Source organism: Nocardia sp. NPDC003183 (assembly GCF_053590715.1).
Genome location: NZ_JBSFTG010000002.1, coordinates 853,880 through 869,083, shown reverse-complemented (window position 1 = coordinate 869,083; position 15,204 = coordinate 853,880). Strand labels below are relative to the sequence as shown.

Here is a 15,204-nt window from a genome sequence, read left to right as displayed (position 1 = left end):
CTCCGGCGCGGTCAGAAGACCTGGTAGGCGTCGAGCGCGCGACTCGCCTCGGCGAAATCGTGCGTGGCTTGGGTGCTGTCGGCCCACTCTTCGCCGTATATGAGGTCGAGTTGGTCGGGGATCACGCCGTACACGTCGCCGGGGCGGGTGCGTGCGCCGAAGTCACCCAGTAGCCGACGACGGCGTGGTGTTTGACGCGCGAGTATCGCCGGTTCGGGCGTCGTCCAGTAGTCGACAGGGCGACAGAACAATTGGCCGAAGCGAAGTACCACGCTGACGCGGGTGGTCTCGGTGTCATTGGGCGCGACGCCGTGCCCGAGAGCGAGCGGAAAGACGACGACGTCGCCCGCGTGAGCGCGGATTTGCACCGGTCGATCGACGTCGTGGTAGTCGATCTTGCCGGGAAAGGTCTGCAGGTGTGAGCCGGGCACGACAGCGAAGTTGCCGCTGTTGTCGGTGGCTACGTCGGTGAGGAAGAACTGTGCCTTGAGTTGCACGCTGGGCCCGGCGGCGCCGTTCCGCAGAGAGGGTCCTAGGTCTGTGTGGAATGCGACGAGCGGTTCGGCGCTTGGGTAGCGAAAGAAGATCTCCGAGCCGAGAAGTTGCAGGTAGGGACCCAGCAGACCAACAATTTTGCCGAATACGTTCGGATGGTCGACCAACGTGTCGAGCTCTGGGCACCATTTCAAGCCGTTCGTGATGCTCAGGTCGCGGTCATTGCCCGCGTCGAACACGTCCGCCCAGGCATTGTGGTCGCCACTGGTGAAATCGTGCTCAACCGCGGCGAGTGCCTCACGAGTCCGGATGACGTCGTCGTCGTTGAGGGCCTTACGCAGATGCAGGTACCCGAGGCTCGCCCACTGTCGACGCTCAGCTTCTGTGAGCAGATCCTGGGTCATCGTTCAGCCCACCGTTCCGTACAGAGTGGTAATCGAATATCGGGGCCCCTGAGTCACTGGCAGAACCTCGTGGACGCGAGACGGCGAAAGTGGCAACAGTAGAGCAGAATTGAACTGCGGTACGAAGCTCTGGCGCTGCCTTCCCATCGTCCACACCTTCCTCGGGAAGTACCACTCGGGATCATCGAACTCCGCGACGTGTCCCACCGTCCCGACGGACGTCTCGCCTCCGTGCTCGGGTCGCCACCACTGAGTCAGGTTGAACGTGACCGACAGCCGGAACTCCGGCGCCGGGCAGTCATCGTGCGGCCGCACGTAGTCGCCCGCGTCCATTCGATATGGGCTTGGTGGCCGCAGCACCTCCAACGGGGCATCGAACCATTGACTGAGCTGCTCGAGCCACCACTGCTCAGTGAACAGTGCGAGCGCGCTACTAGCGTCCGGAAGAGGTGGGCGCCTGGTCACAATGGGGCTGTCGGGCAACTCGCCCTGACGTACTGCGCGACTAACCCGCTTCGTGTCGCCGATCTGCTCGCGCGCGTAGACAAGATCCTCGGCGAGATGACGGGAAAGAGCCTGAGCGTGGCAAACGGACAGGACATCACAAACACGGACGGCCGCGAGCTCGCCGTCGAGCCGAGCAACGTCGCCGATCACGCATTCGCCGACCTCGACCGGCGACGCGGTGAGGTCGAATTCGGCTAACCGCATGCGATTCACCCTTCTGATTCAGCAGGATCCGTTGAGACGGCCGAGTGCTTTGCCGCGCGGCCGCCGCCACCGACGCACACGCGGCTGGTCGTAGTCGTAGGCCGCGATGACCGCCGCACTGACCGCGGACACCGCGCGCAAGCTCGCACCGGTGGGTATCTCAGCATCCGCAAGCCTCCACAGGTCCGTGGACGGACGCGGCATGCCAAACGCTTCCACGACGGTTGTCCGCACCGTCGATTCGATGACGGTGCGATCGGGGTCGACTGTCACAGTCCCAGCGCCACCGACAACGGTCATGTGCCAGCCGCCGCAATCGGGATGCTCCGGCTGATCGGTGAAGCTCAATTCGATTTCCACACCACCGATGTGGAACCGCAGTTCCGCCTCGACCTCGGCGCCGCGCACGTTGCGCTCCGTGAGTGACTTCATCCCGGTCACGACACCGGGGGTGAACGTCCAGGATGGGATGAACATGGCTACTAGATCGAGAGCGTGGCTGCCGCTGTCGACGAGGACGCCGCACCGCTGACCTGCAGTACCACGATAGGTCGGTACATCGGCCGCGTATCGCGCTCGGTATGGCCCCACCCACTTGCCTACGATCCGCCGAACTTGCCCGATTGCGCCATCAGCGACCGCGTCGGCGCCGTCACGGACATGCACCTGGTACCGCCGATTGAAGGGCGCGACCATCAGCGGATGTGACGAAATCAGTGACTGGAGACGGATTAATTCCCGAGGGTTGGTCGCAATCGGCTTCTCTACAAGGCACGGGGTCCTCGGTGGTACAAGTTCAGCGATGTCGAGAACGGCCGATGGCGGCACCGCCACCACCACGGCGTCCAGGCGTGCCTCCGCCAGCATCTGCCCTGCGGTGTTGAAGGTCCTGCCGCCGAAGGTCTCGGCCAACGCGTTCGCCGAGCTCCCGTTCCGCGACGCGACCGCGACCAATTCCAGGCGCGGATCAGTCACGATATCGAGAGCGTGGGACGCCCCGGCGATTCCAGCGCCGACCAGGCCCACCCGAAGACTCATGAGGCGGTCTTGATCAGTGGGAGGTGGCGCTGAACGTTCTCTGCGGCCTGGTCCCATTGCTCGCGGATCGGAGTGAGCCGTTCGAGGTGTTCCGCGGACCGGAAGTCCGGGGTGCAGAATTCGTCGTAGCACCGGCTGACCCAGTCGCGAATTTGGTGAGCCGACATGTCGTCGGTGTGGCAAACGGGCATCTCCAACCAGCTGGTCTTTTCGTACCAGTGCGGGTCGGGGATTGTTATCCCGTATTTGCTCGGGTTGGCGAACACGTCGGTGCCAGGACGGGGTTCCATCACGTTGAACGTCGCGACTGTCGGGTTGACGAGCCGCACGAAATCCATGGTGGCCGAGAGGGTTTCAGGAGTATCGCCTGGGGCGCCGACGATGAACGACGCATGCAGTTCCAGCCCAGCGTCCATGATCCGGGCGGCGGTTTTGTAGAGCCTGGCCGGTGAGGTGCCTTTCCTTACCAGCCTCAATGTTTGTTCCTGAATGGATTCAAAGCCCACGAAGACCCGGTAGGCGCCGGCGCTCAGCATCGCGTCGAGTACTTGCGGACGTGCGTCCTGGGCCCGCATGTTGCTGGTCCATGGGATCGACACCCCGCGCCGTTGGATCTCTTCGCAGATCGCGACGGCACGACGCGGATCGCCGGAGAACGTATCGTCGCCGAAGAAGATCGACGAAAAGCCCAGTTCAGCGACGAGCGCCATTTCCTCGACGACGTGCTCCGGACTGTTCCATCGCGCAGTCCTGCCCGCGATGGTCGTCGAACAGAACGTGCAACGGCTCGGACAACCTCGGGCCGTCATCACGACAGTCTCGTAGTCATAATCCAGGTAGTTCCGCATATCGAAGATGTCGCGGTCCGGCAGCCCGTACCGATCCAGTCGCATCTCGGGCGGCGCCGGGGCGGTGGCCCGTATCCCGTCGCCGTCACGAAAGACCAAGCCCGCCACCTTCGCGAGCCCGGCGGTCCCGCTGCGTTCGGTGAGAGCGTCGGCGAGTTCGACGATGCTGTCCTCGGCGTCGAACAGCAGAACGTAGTCGACACAGTCGTGCCGGGTGAGGCACTCCGTGGCGATGAACGACACGTGCGGGCCGCCGAACACCACCGGGACGCTCGGGTTCCACTGGCGGACTGTGTGAGCGATTTCCAGTGCGTGGAAATAGCTCTGCGCGACCGACGTCACCCCGACGAGGTCGGGGCGCAGGTCATCGAGCCGACGCACAAGTGCGGCGACGTCGTTTCCTTCGAACGGGAGATCAATGTGGACGACCTCGTGCCCGGCGAGTTTCAGCGTGCGTGCCATGTACGCGTAGCCCAGGGGCGGGTGCAGCAGCAGTGTGTGCGGGTCGTGGGTGTAGTGCGGGTTGACGAACGCGATTCTCATTACGGTGCTCCCGTCCGCAGCCGTGGCAAGCCGACGAAAACACCTGGCGCGCGTGACGGCTCGGGCGCAGGAATGCCGCGCTCCGCGGTGCCGACCGCGTGCGGCGTGGCGTCGGGGAAGCGTTGAGCGCCGCATCGCTCGTCGTACTTGCCGTTGTAGTGGAACGCTTTGCAACCGCCCAGGCAGCCATCCAGGGCAGAGCACGATCCGCAAGGTCCTGACGGCGGATCCGTGCGGTCGGAGTACCGGGCAACCAGGCGATCCCAGATGTCGGCGAAGGGTTCGTCGCGGACGTTGCCAATGGACTCTTCGATGAAGTTGCACCCCGATACGTTGCCGACAGGATCAATCGACACCATGCTGGTTCCGACGTTGCACAAGTTCGACCCGATGAACGCTTCGCGGTTGGCCCGGTCACCCATGCGGTCGTCGAGCAAGGTCAACATGAACGGATCATGGGTATAGATGTCGAGCGTGCCTTGGTGTTCCAGGGTCAACTCGTAAAGGTCGCGGCAGACGTCACGGTAGCGGGGCCACAGTCCCCGGTCGAAGACCCCCTGCAAGTTGTAGCGGTTTTGCATAAAGCTGACGGCGTCTACACCGAGCGCTAGGGCGAAGTCCACGATCTGGGCAACGTGCTCGTAGTTGTGTGTGTCGATCGTGGTCGAGAACCCCACTGTTGGCATCCCGGCATCCTTCAGCAGCCGCAAAGCCCTCTGAGCGACGTCGAAGGCGCCTACTTTGCCCCTGACCTTGTCGTGGATTGCCGGGTCGATGCTGTCGATCGAGACCATCGCGCGGTTGATGCCGGCATCGACGAGCCGCCGGGCGTCGTTGGCGGTGCGTACGTAGAAGCCGTTGAGCATCAGCGTCTGATAGAAGTCGAGGTCTCGGAAAATCGCCGCCGCGTCGTGAAAGTCGCGGCGAATCATGTTCTCACCGTGGGAGTAGACGAGACTCGCGCTGCCTGCCCGATACAGGTCGTTGGCAAGCGACTCGATCTCGGGCAGGCTGAATTCATCGCGGCTGCGCCGATATAGCGCGTAGCAGTGGCTGCACTTCAGGTTGCAGCGATAGGTTAGACCGAGCTGAACCAGCAGAGGGATCGGGTGCTCGGGGAGCTGAAACTCACTGGGCTGCACCAGTATCGCGTCGTATTGAGTCATGGTTCGTCGACTGTCAGCAGGCCCGCCGTCGCGAACTCATCGATGAATGTCTGGATGTCGGCGGCGATTTCTTCTTGCGGTCCGTCGAACTCGGAGCACAAGGCGTCGATGATGTCTTGAAGCGACCGAGGTTCCTGCGCGAGAAGCCCCACGACAGTCGACGCGGACTCGTTGAGTTCGTACATCACGCCTTTGGCGCGGTCGAAAAGCATCGTCAGCCCAGCGTTGGTCACGCGGGCAACAGCGTGGGGTCGCAGCGCGACCACGGCAGTCAGGTTTTCGGTCAAGGCGGACATGGATGACCTCGTCTCGGCAGAAGCAGTTTGAATAGCGATGCCCACCCCCAACCCCTGCGGCGAAGGTGGACACCAGTGGTGACGCTCAGCAGTGCGTGCGAACGTTGCGCGCACGCCATTGCGGGCGACGCCAGGGGCGCTTCACCTCGGACATCAGTAACACCTCCCTCCGGTGCGAAAGGCCCGAAAGTTCCTGAACTGGAACCAGATTCAGACTTCCTCCTGCGAGCGATGGGATCAATACGCGCGGACCCATCCCATGCGGACAGCCAGAATGTCCGCATGCTCAGAGCCCCGGCGGGGTTAGCCCCGATACGCCGACAATTGACACCGAGGTCCGCGGCGCCATCGGTGTACGGGGTTATGGCTCCGGTCAGCCATCAACCGCCGACCCCGAACGCCATTCCTCCGAACACACCAGTTGGTATGATGACCGCCTGCCTGCACGATCACGACAGCTGCGTCGGCCATGTCGTAGATCTGTCGGCGAGTCCTGCCTCGTAACAGACTCTTCGAGCCGGGGCGGGAGTGGCTGACGATCGTGAGTACCGGTTCGGCAACTAGGCCGATCTGCTGAGGTTCAGGTGCACAAAGACTTGGGCTGCGACTCGTGTCTGCGAGACAGCCCAAACCTGATCTTTCTGTCAGCCGACTTCGACGGCAGCGAGCGATTTGGGGCCTCGACGAAGCAGGATCCATCGGCTATGCAGCAAATCCGTTGTGTCCACCACCGCCTCGGTCGTGTCGACTTTGAGGTTGTTGACGTAGGCGCCGCCCTCGGTCACCGCACGGCGGGCTGCGGATTTGCTGTCGACCAGACCAGTTGCGGCGAAAAGGTCTACGACGCTGTGGGTCCCGGTCGAGATCGATGCGGAAGGCAGTTCGCGCACCGCATCGCCGAGCGTGGATGCGTCCAGCGTTGTCAGGTCGCCACTGCCGAACAGTGCCTGGCTGGCGGCGCGCACCCGGCCCATCGTTTCCTCACCGTGGACAAGGGTGGTGATGTCCTCGGCGAGTGCGCGCTGGGCCTCTCGTTGCGCCGGTCGTTCCTTGGCTGTTTCCTCGAGCGCCGTGATTTCATCTTGGCCGCGGAAGGTGAAGATCTTGAGGTAGTCGCCGACTTTGGAGTCCTCGGCGTTGAGCCAGAATTGGTAGAAGGCATAGGGCGAGGTCATCTCCGGGTCGAGCCAGATCGCGCCACCTTCGGTTTTGCCGAACTTAGTGCCGTCTGCTTTGGTGATCAGCGGAGTCGCCAGGGCGTGCAGGCTGATTCCCTCGACGCGGTGAGTCAGGTCCGCTCCTGCGGTGAGGTTTCCCCACTGGTCGGATCCGCCGGTCTGCAACGTGCAGCCGTACCTGCGGTAGAGCTGGTAGAAGTCCATGCCCTGCAGCAGCTGGTAGGAGAACTCGGTGAAACTGATCCCGGCCTCGCTGTTGAGCCGCGCGGACACCGATTCCTTGGCGAGCATCCGGTTCACACGGAAGTTTTTGCCGACCTCGCGCAGGAAGTCGAGCGCCGACATCGGTGAGGTCCAGTCCAAGTTGTTCACGACCACGGCCGCGTTGTCACCGTCGAAAGACAGGAATCGCTGAACCTGGTCGCGAATCCGGTCGACCCAGGGCGCCACGGTTTCGTGGTCGTTGAGCACTCGCTCACCCGACATGCGTGGATCACCGATGAGACCGGTCGCACCGCCGACCAGCGCGATTGGTTTGTGCCCGAAGTCCTGCAAGCGACGCATCGTCAGCAGCTGCACGAGATTGCCCATGTGCAGGCTCGGCGCAGTCGGATCGAAGCCGCAATAGTAGGTCACCGGGCCGGCCGCCAGGGAAGCACGCAGCGCGTCCTCGTCGGTGGACAGCGCGACAAGCCCGCGCCAGGAGAGCTCGTCAAGGGCATTGGCCCGGATCTGGGTCACGACTGCGAAAGTCCTCTCGGTAACTGGACCGCGGTGAGCGGGCCTCTGCACTGTCCCGGAACTCGAGGTCGTCCAGGGCAAGTATGAGATCGGCAACTACGAGAGCTGTCAATCGGATCGTTTGCCATGCCGATACGATTGCAACGAACGCTGACCGCCCTCCAATATTCTCGGAGATGGCTTCAGCCGGAAGGTAGCGACCCGTAGCACCGATGGCCGCAACGGTGAATCCATGCTCGAATCGCCGCGCACCATCGTTCACTGGACGTGGACGATCTAGGAAGGAACTTCGCGGCTTGAGGACACGGAGTGGCTGGGCCTTCCGTGTTCGATCTCGCTACGCCGAACCGGGCGTGATCAGTCGGCGAACCGAACCACCGTCGCCTTGCGGAGCTGTCCATGGAATCGGTCGCCGACCTCATATTCGACTCGAACCCCTGGGGCGATCGCCGACAGGTCTCCGACAAATTCGTGCTCCGAGAACCACACATCACCAGCCGGGTCAGCGATCCCGCCGACGAACCAATAACCCAGCCACCACCGAACCACCGCATCCAGTGAACTGTCCGGTCGGTGGGCCGCACCCGCCTGACCGTACGGGATCACTACGCTCGGCTCGCTCTCCCGGTACCAACCGGCGTCGCCTGGAGCCAGCGGCTGGTCACCCTGGCCCTGATCTTCGGGCCAGATCATCCCAGTTTTGGACAGGATGTCGTCCTGAACGTGGCTGGCCAGCTGGCAGGCCACCGACTCCGGCGCAACCCCGGCAGCGGGGCGGTATCCCATCTCGATCCCCAACTCGGGAACCCGGATACCGATCGAATTCGTGACGGTTTCGCCGCCTAGGCGATCATCGGTCTCGGCATCAACCCACACCTCATAGCCCAGTGCGTTCGCTATGTCGTCTGCCAAGAGTCGTGCCCCGACAACGGCGTTGGACTCAGTCATCTTCACGATTTTTCCACACCTCCTACGGGATTCGGCATCTGTTGAGCGGGGTGACATACAGGTTCTTGCCCGCCGCGTGGGCAGCCTCGATGTGGAACACATCGCCGGACTTGTACCGGTCGGCTCCGTCGCGGTAGCGACGGAAAGCCGAGTGCAAGTTGTCGTCCTTGACGTTCCACTGCGGGCCTTCCGGCGCGGTGCCGTTGATGAACACCGTCCAGTCGTAGCGCCCTGGTACATCGGCATTGACGTTGATGAACCACGCCCAGCTGATGACTCCGATGGGGTCGCCGTCGTTCGACCGCCGCGTGTCGACAGTCAACTTGCCCCACTGGGCGTTGACCACATAGTTCTGACAGGTCGGAAGTCCTTGTGCTCGTGCCAAACTCGGCTCGACCAACCCCATTGCGAGAATCCCGAGAAGCAATGCGCAGGCCCGAACGGGCCGACTGTTCCGAATCATGCTGTTCCCCCATGACTTTCGGGCACCGCGAGTATTTCGATGCGTCGCATGGTCTGACGGGACACGCCCGAGACCGGTTCCCCCAACAGGCAGTGACCTACAGCACAGTCGACCATTGACCGAGACGAGCGATCAGGTACTCACCCTCTCATCCCAGGTCCGCTGCTGGCACTGGATCTGCATAAACGTCAAGCGTCAGTTGATAACAAGCGGTCTGCCCACCGAGGTGGGCAGATCCCCACTCGTGCACCCACTCCCTTTGCGATCGGGTGGCCATGAAAAGCGGGTTCTATGCGGGGCTCACCCGGTGATCTTCACGGCGAATTCAAAGGCGTCGGTATCGGTGCGCTGGTACATCATCAGGGCGGGGCTGACGCCGCGAAGGCGGTAGCGGCCCATGTTCACTGCCGCCGGTGCCGGAACGGCGGCGAGGACATGCAGGGTCCGCGCCTGTGGTAGGCGTTGTTCGACCAGTGCGAGAAGTTGGCGCCAGGCTTCGGAGAAGCGGTGGAGATCAGCGCGGGATCCGATCGCGTCCAGGCCGGGAAGCAGGCCGTCGGGGTGGAGTTCCAGGACTGGAAGCTTCGCCAGGTTGCGCGGGATGCGGTCGCGGGACACGGTGCCGCTCACCGATACGAGAACCACCGCCTCGCTGGCGTCCGGTTCGCTGTTGTCGATGGAAGTGGCGAATTCGATGTCTGTTTTCTTGTTTTGCGGCCAGCACCAGGCAGTGTCGGAATCGACGCGGTCACGGCGGTGAATCTCCACGCCATACTTGTCGTCGAGGCGGTGACCGAGATATGTCAGCAGCGGGATCGGTGCCAGCGCGAAGATTGACAGGTGGTCGACTGCTCCGCCAGAGGTGTCGGCTGCGAGTCGTGCGACCGCCTCATCAATGCGTTGGCAACCACGGCTCCACACCCAGGGCTCAGACTCAGGATCGGTCAGGTCGATCTCTACCCGGATCTGGCGTCCGTCCACCGAGTACGGGGCCCGGCGGGCTTCGATGAGCGCCTGCGCGATCTGCCTGTGGGATGCTTTGGTCGTAGTGCCGCGGATGCTCGCGCGCGTGGTGACGATCAAGCTGCGGTGCTGGGTCGCGAAATCGGTTGCTGCCATCACCATGTCCTCGTGCCGGGACTTGATCTCCCGCAGGACGTCTACGGTGTAGAGATCACGAAGCTCGGCGTTGTCGATCTTGCGGTGGCAGCTGTGGCACAGCAACAAGACATTGTCGGGGTGGTTGCGTTCGGTGACCGGGATCTCCGACCGACCGCGCGGTGACCCAGGAGTGTCGGTCGCGCCGACGTTGTGGGCCAACTCCCCAACCGACAGGGTCACGTCCCCCCACTCGCAGTCCAACAAAGACGTCGCACACATCGCGCACCGCCCCGCCGACCGCGCCCACACTGTCCTGGCTGTCGTCGCTGAGATCGGTTCTCTATTCACGATTCGGTTCACTCCAGATTGGTTGTCATCTGTGCCGGTGGCCGACTGTCAGCCGAGGTCCAACGGGTGTGGCGGCCTGCCTCACCGTCGATTCATTCACCACTTCCGCCGGGCTGCCGGAAAGGGGAACCCACCCGAGATGTCATTGAGGGGTGCCCGACACAGCCGGAAGGAAGCGATGCCGTACGCCCGCTGGTGCGTGTGGCAGGGCTATGAGGTGAGTCCCGGAAAGAGCTGATTGTGCCTGCAGCAGGTGGAGACCGATCATATTGGCAAGTGTCGCGGCGACGGCTGCGAGGTCTGCGGCCGAACCGTGGAAAGTGGGGAGAGAGCATCCTCTGGTGGGAATCAGTTCATCTCCATCGGCTGTTTCCTGCCAGAGCGGGTGGTAGAGCTCCAGCCCGCCATCGGCGAGCACCGCGCGTCCTGCCTGATCGTCGATGTCAGACGGTGTCCGGGGAGAGTCTGACGTGCAGATGTTGGCGATGCCAAGTGTTCCAGTTCTGGCGTCTGTCCCGACCTGAGCGATGAGCGCCTTGCGTTCTTGCCCGGCGAGTGTGTCAAGGCAGATGGTGATGCCGTGACTGACGGTGGCGTCGAGGATGAGGTCCGCGGCGAGGACAGCGGTCTGGTCGTCGTCGGGCATATGTCCTTCGGCGACGGTGACCGTCAGATCGTCACGGATCGCGCGGAGTCGCGTGGCGAGAGCATGCGCCTTGGTCTGGCCAATGTCGGCTTCGGTGTAGTTCTGTCGCACGAGAAGCCCGCCGGTGATGGTGCCGGGGTCGCAGAGGGTGATGGTGGCGGCTCCGGCGCGTGCAATAAACTCGGCGAGCCATGATCCTAGGCCGCCGCATCCCCAGATGTGGATTGTCTTTCCTCGGAAGCCGTTGACGGGTCGGTTGTCGTCCCGTCGGGTTGTCACTTCGGTTCGTTCGTCGGACATGTTGCACCACTCGATGGGGATGTCGGCGTTGATGGTCGCGTGGTCGATAGCGACTTCGGTTCCGTGCTTCTTGGCGAGGTGCCGGAGTACGTTAGCGGCAGCCGCGGGGAGTCGGCCACCGAGAAGATGGTGCGGTCCGCCTGCCGGGTGGGGAACGGCGAGCACGAAGTACTGCTTGGAGTCGTCGGGGTTTCGTAGTGCACTGGCAAGAAGCGCCGTGAGGAAAGCTGGTGACTGAGGTGTGACCCGTGGAGGCCGTCCTTCGGCGCGGTCGAGGTAAGGGTCGTCCAGAAGTGTCAGTAGCAGTGCAAAGGTGGAGGCCGCGCCGAAGGGGAAGTCACTTGCGAGTGTGAAGACGGGCGTGCGGTGCCCGTCGTGGTCGGTCGAATAGGTGAGGTCATACCGATATGGCGACCGAGTAATCAGCCGAGCTATTTGATGCGGTCGTGATGGGCCGGGCTCACGGGCGACGATTGTGGGGGTTTCCTCGGCCCGATGGAGGATTCCTCCGACAGCGTGGTACATCGCGGTCGAGGGGTCGAATGTCCCGGCGGCTGCGTCGGTGAGCCAGTCCCACAGTCGGGTGAGGAATCCGGCGATCCCGTCGGATGGACGCCATTCGCGGGAGGGGTCGAGGTAGATGCAGAGCCGCTGTCCTTGGAGGACATGTGGGAAGCCGAGGAAACGAGTGTGCTCCACCTCGGCGCGCGGGGCCAGGAACAGCGACGGGCCGATCTTGACGATGAACTCTTCGTCGTCTGCGAGTTCCAGTCCACCGGGGCTACGTGGGATATCTGCGGTGTGGAGCCGAAGCCGGAGGCCGACGGCGCCGTCGGAGTCGAGCTGAGGCTGTTGGGCGATCCGTACGTCGAGAGGTCGTTCCCTCGCGAGCAATCTCAGCTCACCGAGTAGCTGCTTCTGCCAGGTCGACAACGTGGCGCGGTTGCGGGGGCTCATCCGGCGCGGCCAGAGCGCCCCACGGTGCTAACGGCGGCTGAGGCTGCCGTCGGAAATTTGGCGCTGCTGGACGAAGTGGCCGGGGCCTTGAACCCATCGCCGAAGATTCCCTGCCACAGCTCGACGCTGCGTTGCTTGTTCGTCTCCTCGTACGCTGCCTCGATTTCGGCGGCGTGGACGTGGATGCGGGCGCGGAAGTAGCTGTACGTCACCTGCGCTGCCTCCGGGTCAGAACCCCATCGGCGCGTGAAGAAGACACCCGACCCGGACGGATCGGCGACGGAAGGCGTGGTCGGGTTCGCTTGAAGCCAGGTGTCGAGGTCTTTGACCAAGTGCAGAAGGCTCGTCGGAACGTCGGAGTAGTAGCCGGGGTCGAGCAGCGTGCGCTGGTCGGTGACCTGCTCGCCGAGCAGGGTCGTCAGTAGGATAGATCGTGTGCCAGTGAACGAGTTCTTGTGATCCCGCAGATATTTCATCAGTCGGATGACCTTGCGAAGGTTGCCATTGGCGAGTGCGTCCTTCTCCTTCATCCAGTCCGTGAAGCCCTGGGGGTCGGTGATCTCCCAGTCATTATCGTCACGATTGACGATGACTTCGCGTCCGTCGACGAGGTTGAGATGCGGCACGATATCGAGGTGCATGGAATTCGCGTAGACGAGTCGGACGCAGCGGCACTTGCGTGAGTGCGGCATGTTCTTGTAGATGCTGTGGCGGTGCAGAGCCGCGTAGACCTCCTCGATGTACTTCTTGGGATCCTCGGCCCAGTCCGGGTTCTCGCTCATATCGAGCATGAAGTCCGCGTCGAACTCGTTGTCGCCGACCGGGTCGATGATGGTCTTGTGCGCCCACGATCCCTGGGGCGTTTTACCGAGGACGAGTGAACCGATCTGCTCATCGGCCTTCAGCGCTTTGAAGACCGTCTCGACGCGCTGGTCGAGCAGGTCCAGCTTTATCTGGCCGAGGTTGACTGTGTCGTTGAGCAGGACGTTGAAGTAGTCAGTGAGTTTCATCGAAGACCTCCGGAGGTGGGCGTAATGGTCGGGTCGACGCGGTGTCGGCACCCGATCAGCGGTACGGCTTTCGTGGCCTGTTCGGCAATCGCCGTACAACAGATGGGAACGGAACCGGCGCGTCGCGATTGACGCGTTGGTTCCGTCCGCCCAGCGGGGCGGGTGCCGCGCTTTGACCGGGCGGAAACAGGGAAGGGGATGCTCAGGCGACGTCGGTGTTGACCATAGTCAGAGACGTCGGCCCGGCGCTGATCGTGAGGGCGGTGAGCGCTTCGGCGAGCACCAATTCGACCTCGGTCGCGAAGTCGGTCACGGTCTTGTCGATCTTGGTCGCCTCGCGGCGGATTACGTCAGCCGATTTCTTTGCAGCAGCGAGCTTTTCAAGTTTAGACGAGGCGCTCTGCACCTTCTCAGCAGCGGTCGCCAACTGCTCGCCGCCACCGCGCGCGACCACCGTCGCGCTCGCCGCGCGCATCAGCAACACGCACGCGCGCAGCAGATCCGGCTCGTCGGTGTCGGGATCGAAGGCGAGCACCACCCGGCGCGGCCCGAGCACCCGCAGCACCTCGCCGCCGTTCTGTTCTGGCGACCGCACAATGCCCAGCGACGCGGCAGCCTGGCGGTTACGTTCGGCCTCGACGAGGTAGTCCCCCCAACCAGACCGCGGGGAGTCGGTCATCTCGATCACCACCCGCGCGCCCTCGGCGGTGGTCAGCAGCCCATCGCCCTTCTTGCACCGAGGCAGCGCTCCGACCATCGCGCCGGTGTCGTAGTACTCGTCGCCGAGGCCGGCCGCGATGGGTTCCATGAACTGGTGGATTCCTGCGGCGAACGGCTCGCCCTTGCGCGGAGTCACCGAGATGAGGGCTGCTTTGGCCTCCCGCACCTTCAGCGCGGCCGTCATCTCCTCGAACCGCTTGGCCAGGTCGGCGTGGTTGGCCATGAGCAGGTCGCTCGTCGCCAGCTGGCGAGCATCGAGCGCGGCGGTGTGCTTGGCGATCGGCGAGGTCGGGTCGTTGAGGTCGAACTGCTTGGTCGCGGTCGCGATCAGTTCCTGAGTGCCTGCGACGGCCTTGATCGACAGTTCGGCGCTGAACTGCTCGAGCACCGGCTTCAGGCGAGCGACCAGCTCCGGATCCGAGCCACCGAAGAGCCGGTTGACCTGGTCGGTAATGCTGACGGTGGCGGTGCTGACGGTGGCCGCCATTTCCTTGCGGTAGTTCGCGTCAGCCTCGGCCAATGCCTTCTTCGCCGAGTCGACGGTCTTGGTCATCACCGCTGAGGCGTCCTTCGCGGCCTGACCGGTCAACTCTGCCGCCCTGGCCGCCGACGCCGCGGCCTTCTCCCCTACCTCGGCGACCATCCGTTCAAGTTCCTTGGCATCGCTGGCCTGGCCGGTGGCGGCGAGCGCGACCGCTCCGCATTTGACCACCTCGGTGATGAACGCCGACAAGTCCGCATCGGCGAGGGTGTCGGTGTCGTCCACGATGGGACCGCGATGCCCGCTCGTCCAACGCTGGGCTTCGCGCAGGACGTCTCGATCACGCAGGGTCAACTGCTCAATGGCCAGGGCGGTGTTGTTGTCGGTGAAGTGCGCGTTGCGGTTCATGGCTCTCCTCAAGAGGGCGTGGTTGACAGCGGCGCGACCGGTTGTCGCTCCACGTGGTGATGAGCGGGCTTCTCGATCCGGGACCTGGTCGAAATCGAATGTTGTTCTTAGCCTTGGTATTCCGTTGCTGCCCGACCACGTCGGTCCTGGCTGGTCAGATGCCAGCCTTGACACAGCGGGCACGGATAGACCCGCTGCTCGCGCCTGTTCGGGTTCGACGCGTCGATCCCGGCGAGCGCGAGGTCGGCGTCGGCAAAGGTGAAGTACTTCAACTTCCCCGACCCACACCGAGCGATGCGAACCAGCGGTGGCAGCTGTGCCACATCCGCGCCGGTGTGGAGGTCAAGCTTTCGGCGGACCGCAGCCAAACGGGGCGGGTACTGCCGACAGGGACCGTGGGTG

The 15,204-nt window shown here is 63.5% G+C and carries 13 protein-coding genes; all 13 read right to left on the bottom strand.

All coding sequences use genetic code 11. The features are described 5' to 3' along the window. Positions 1–11 precede the first annotated feature (11 nt). Complete coding sequence (locus ACWDXS_RS11710; protein ID WP_449964663.1) at positions 12–899, bottom strand: phytanoyl-CoA dioxygenase family protein; 888 nt, start codon at positions 897–899, stop codon at positions 12–14. Positions 900–902: 3 nt separating this feature from the next. Next, positions 903–1,610 carry a 2OG-Fe(II) oxygenase gene (locus tag ACWDXS_RS11705; RefSeq protein ID WP_449964660.1) on the bottom strand — a complete coding sequence of 236 codons (708 nt, stop codon included), beginning with the start codon at positions 1,608–1,610 and terminating at the stop codon, positions 903–905. Between the two features lie 18 nt (positions 1,611–1,628). After that, positions 1,629–2,648 (bottom strand): Gfo/Idh/MocA family protein, encoded by a 1,020-nt coding sequence (locus tag ACWDXS_RS11700; protein ID WP_449964658.1) that lies wholly within the window; start codon positions 2,646–2,648, stop codon positions 1,629–1,631. Beyond that, a complete protein-coding gene (locus ACWDXS_RS11695) occupies positions 2,645–4,039 on the bottom strand; it encodes a B12-binding domain-containing radical SAM protein (RefSeq protein WP_449964784.1) in 1,395 nt (464 codons plus the stop codon). The genes ACWDXS_RS11700 and ACWDXS_RS11695 overlap by 4 nt, the downstream gene beginning before the upstream one ends. Further along, complete coding sequence (locus tag ACWDXS_RS11690) at positions 4,039–5,205, bottom strand: radical SAM/SPASM domain-containing protein (RefSeq protein ID WP_449964655.1); 1,167 nt, start codon at positions 5,203–5,205, stop codon at positions 4,039–4,041. The genes ACWDXS_RS11695 and ACWDXS_RS11690 overlap by 1 nt, the downstream gene beginning before the upstream one ends. Further along, positions 5,202–5,501 carry a PqqD family protein gene (locus tag ACWDXS_RS11685; RefSeq protein ID WP_449964652.1) on the bottom strand — a complete coding sequence of 100 codons (300 nt, stop codon included), beginning with the start codon at positions 5,499–5,501 and terminating at the stop codon, positions 5,202–5,204. The genes ACWDXS_RS11690 and ACWDXS_RS11685 overlap by 4 nt, the downstream gene beginning before the upstream one ends. 644 nt (positions 5,502–6,145) lie before the next feature. Beyond that, the gene (gene tyrS / locus ACWDXS_RS11680) at positions 6,146–7,411 is read right to left on the bottom strand and encodes a tyrosine--tRNA ligase (RefSeq protein ID WP_449964781.1); all 1,266 of its coding nucleotides are present in this window, start codon (positions 7,409–7,411) and stop codon (positions 6,146–6,148) included. A 366-nt stretch (positions 7,412–7,777) separates the two neighbouring features. Then, positions 7,778–8,374, bottom strand: a complete 597-nt coding sequence (locus ACWDXS_RS11675; RefSeq protein ID WP_449964649.1) for a hypothetical protein — start codon at positions 8,372–8,374, stop codon at positions 7,778–7,780. A gap of 16 nt (positions 8,375–8,390) precedes the next feature. Beyond that, a complete protein-coding gene (locus tag ACWDXS_RS11670) occupies positions 8,391–8,774 on the bottom strand; it encodes a hypothetical protein (protein ID WP_449964646.1) in 384 nt (127 codons plus the stop codon). A gap of 357 nt (positions 8,775–9,131) precedes the next feature. Beyond that, on the bottom strand, positions 9,132–10,172 hold the full coding sequence (locus ACWDXS_RS11665) for an SAVED domain-containing protein (protein WP_449964643.1): 1,041 nt from the start codon (positions 10,170–10,172) through the stop codon (positions 9,132–9,134). A 250-nt stretch (positions 10,173–10,422) separates the two neighbouring features. Next, positions 10,423–12,183 (bottom strand): ThiF family adenylyltransferase, encoded by a 1,761-nt coding sequence (locus tag ACWDXS_RS11660; RefSeq protein ID WP_449964641.1) that lies wholly within the window; start codon positions 12,181–12,183, stop codon positions 10,423–10,425. Next, positions 12,180–13,193 carry an SMODS domain-containing nucleotidyltransferase gene (locus ACWDXS_RS11655; protein ID WP_449964638.1) on the bottom strand — a complete coding sequence of 338 codons (1,014 nt, stop codon included), beginning with the start codon at positions 13,191–13,193 and terminating at the stop codon, positions 12,180–12,182. Before ACWDXS_RS11655 ends, ACWDXS_RS11660 begins: the two co-directional genes overlap by 4 nt. Positions 13,194–13,395: 202 nt before the next feature. Next, positions 13,396–14,976 carry a Fis family transcriptional regulator gene (locus ACWDXS_RS11650; RefSeq protein ID WP_449964635.1) on the bottom strand — a complete coding sequence of 527 codons (1,581 nt, stop codon included), beginning with the start codon at positions 14,974–14,976 and terminating at the stop codon, positions 13,396–13,398. Between the last annotated feature and the right edge of the window lie 228 nt (positions 14,977–15,204).

What these genes read in the sequence shown, in the direction of transcription:
- ACWDXS_RS11710 (WP_449964663.1), bottom strand. Translation starts at nt 899, where the DNA reads ATGACCCAGGATCTGCTCACAGAAGCTGAGCGTCGACAGTGGGCGAGC.
- ACWDXS_RS11705 (WP_449964660.1), bottom strand. Translation starts at nt 1,610, where the DNA reads ATGCGGTTAGCCGAATTCGACCTCACCGCGTCGCCGGTCGAGGTCGGC.
- ACWDXS_RS11700 (WP_449964658.1), bottom strand. Translation starts at nt 2,648, where the DNA reads ATGAGTCTTCGGGTGGGCCTGGTCGGCGCTGGAATCGCCGGGGCGTCC.
- ACWDXS_RS11695 (WP_449964784.1), bottom strand. Translation starts at nt 4,039, where the DNA reads ATGAGAATCGCGTTCGTCAACCCGCACTACACCCACGACCCGCACACA.
- ACWDXS_RS11690 (WP_449964655.1), bottom strand. Translation starts at nt 5,205, where the DNA reads ATGACTCAATACGACGCGATACTGGTGCAGCCCAGTGAGTTTCAGCTC.
- ACWDXS_RS11685 (WP_449964652.1), bottom strand. Translation starts at nt 5,501, where the DNA reads ATGTCCGCCTTGACCGAAAACCTGACTGCCGTGGTCGCGCTGCGACCC.
- ACWDXS_RS11670 (WP_449964646.1), bottom strand. Translation starts at nt 8,774, where the DNA reads ATGGGGTTGGTCGAGCCGAGTTTGGCACGAGCACAAGGACTTCCGACC.
- ACWDXS_RS11660 (WP_449964641.1), bottom strand. Translation starts at nt 12,183, where the DNA reads ATGAGCCCCCGCAACCGCGCCACGTTGTCGACCTGGCAGAAGCAGCTA.
- ACWDXS_RS11655 (WP_449964638.1), bottom strand. Translation starts at nt 13,193, where the DNA reads ATGAAACTCACTGACTACTTCAACGTCCTGCTCAACGACACAGTCAAC.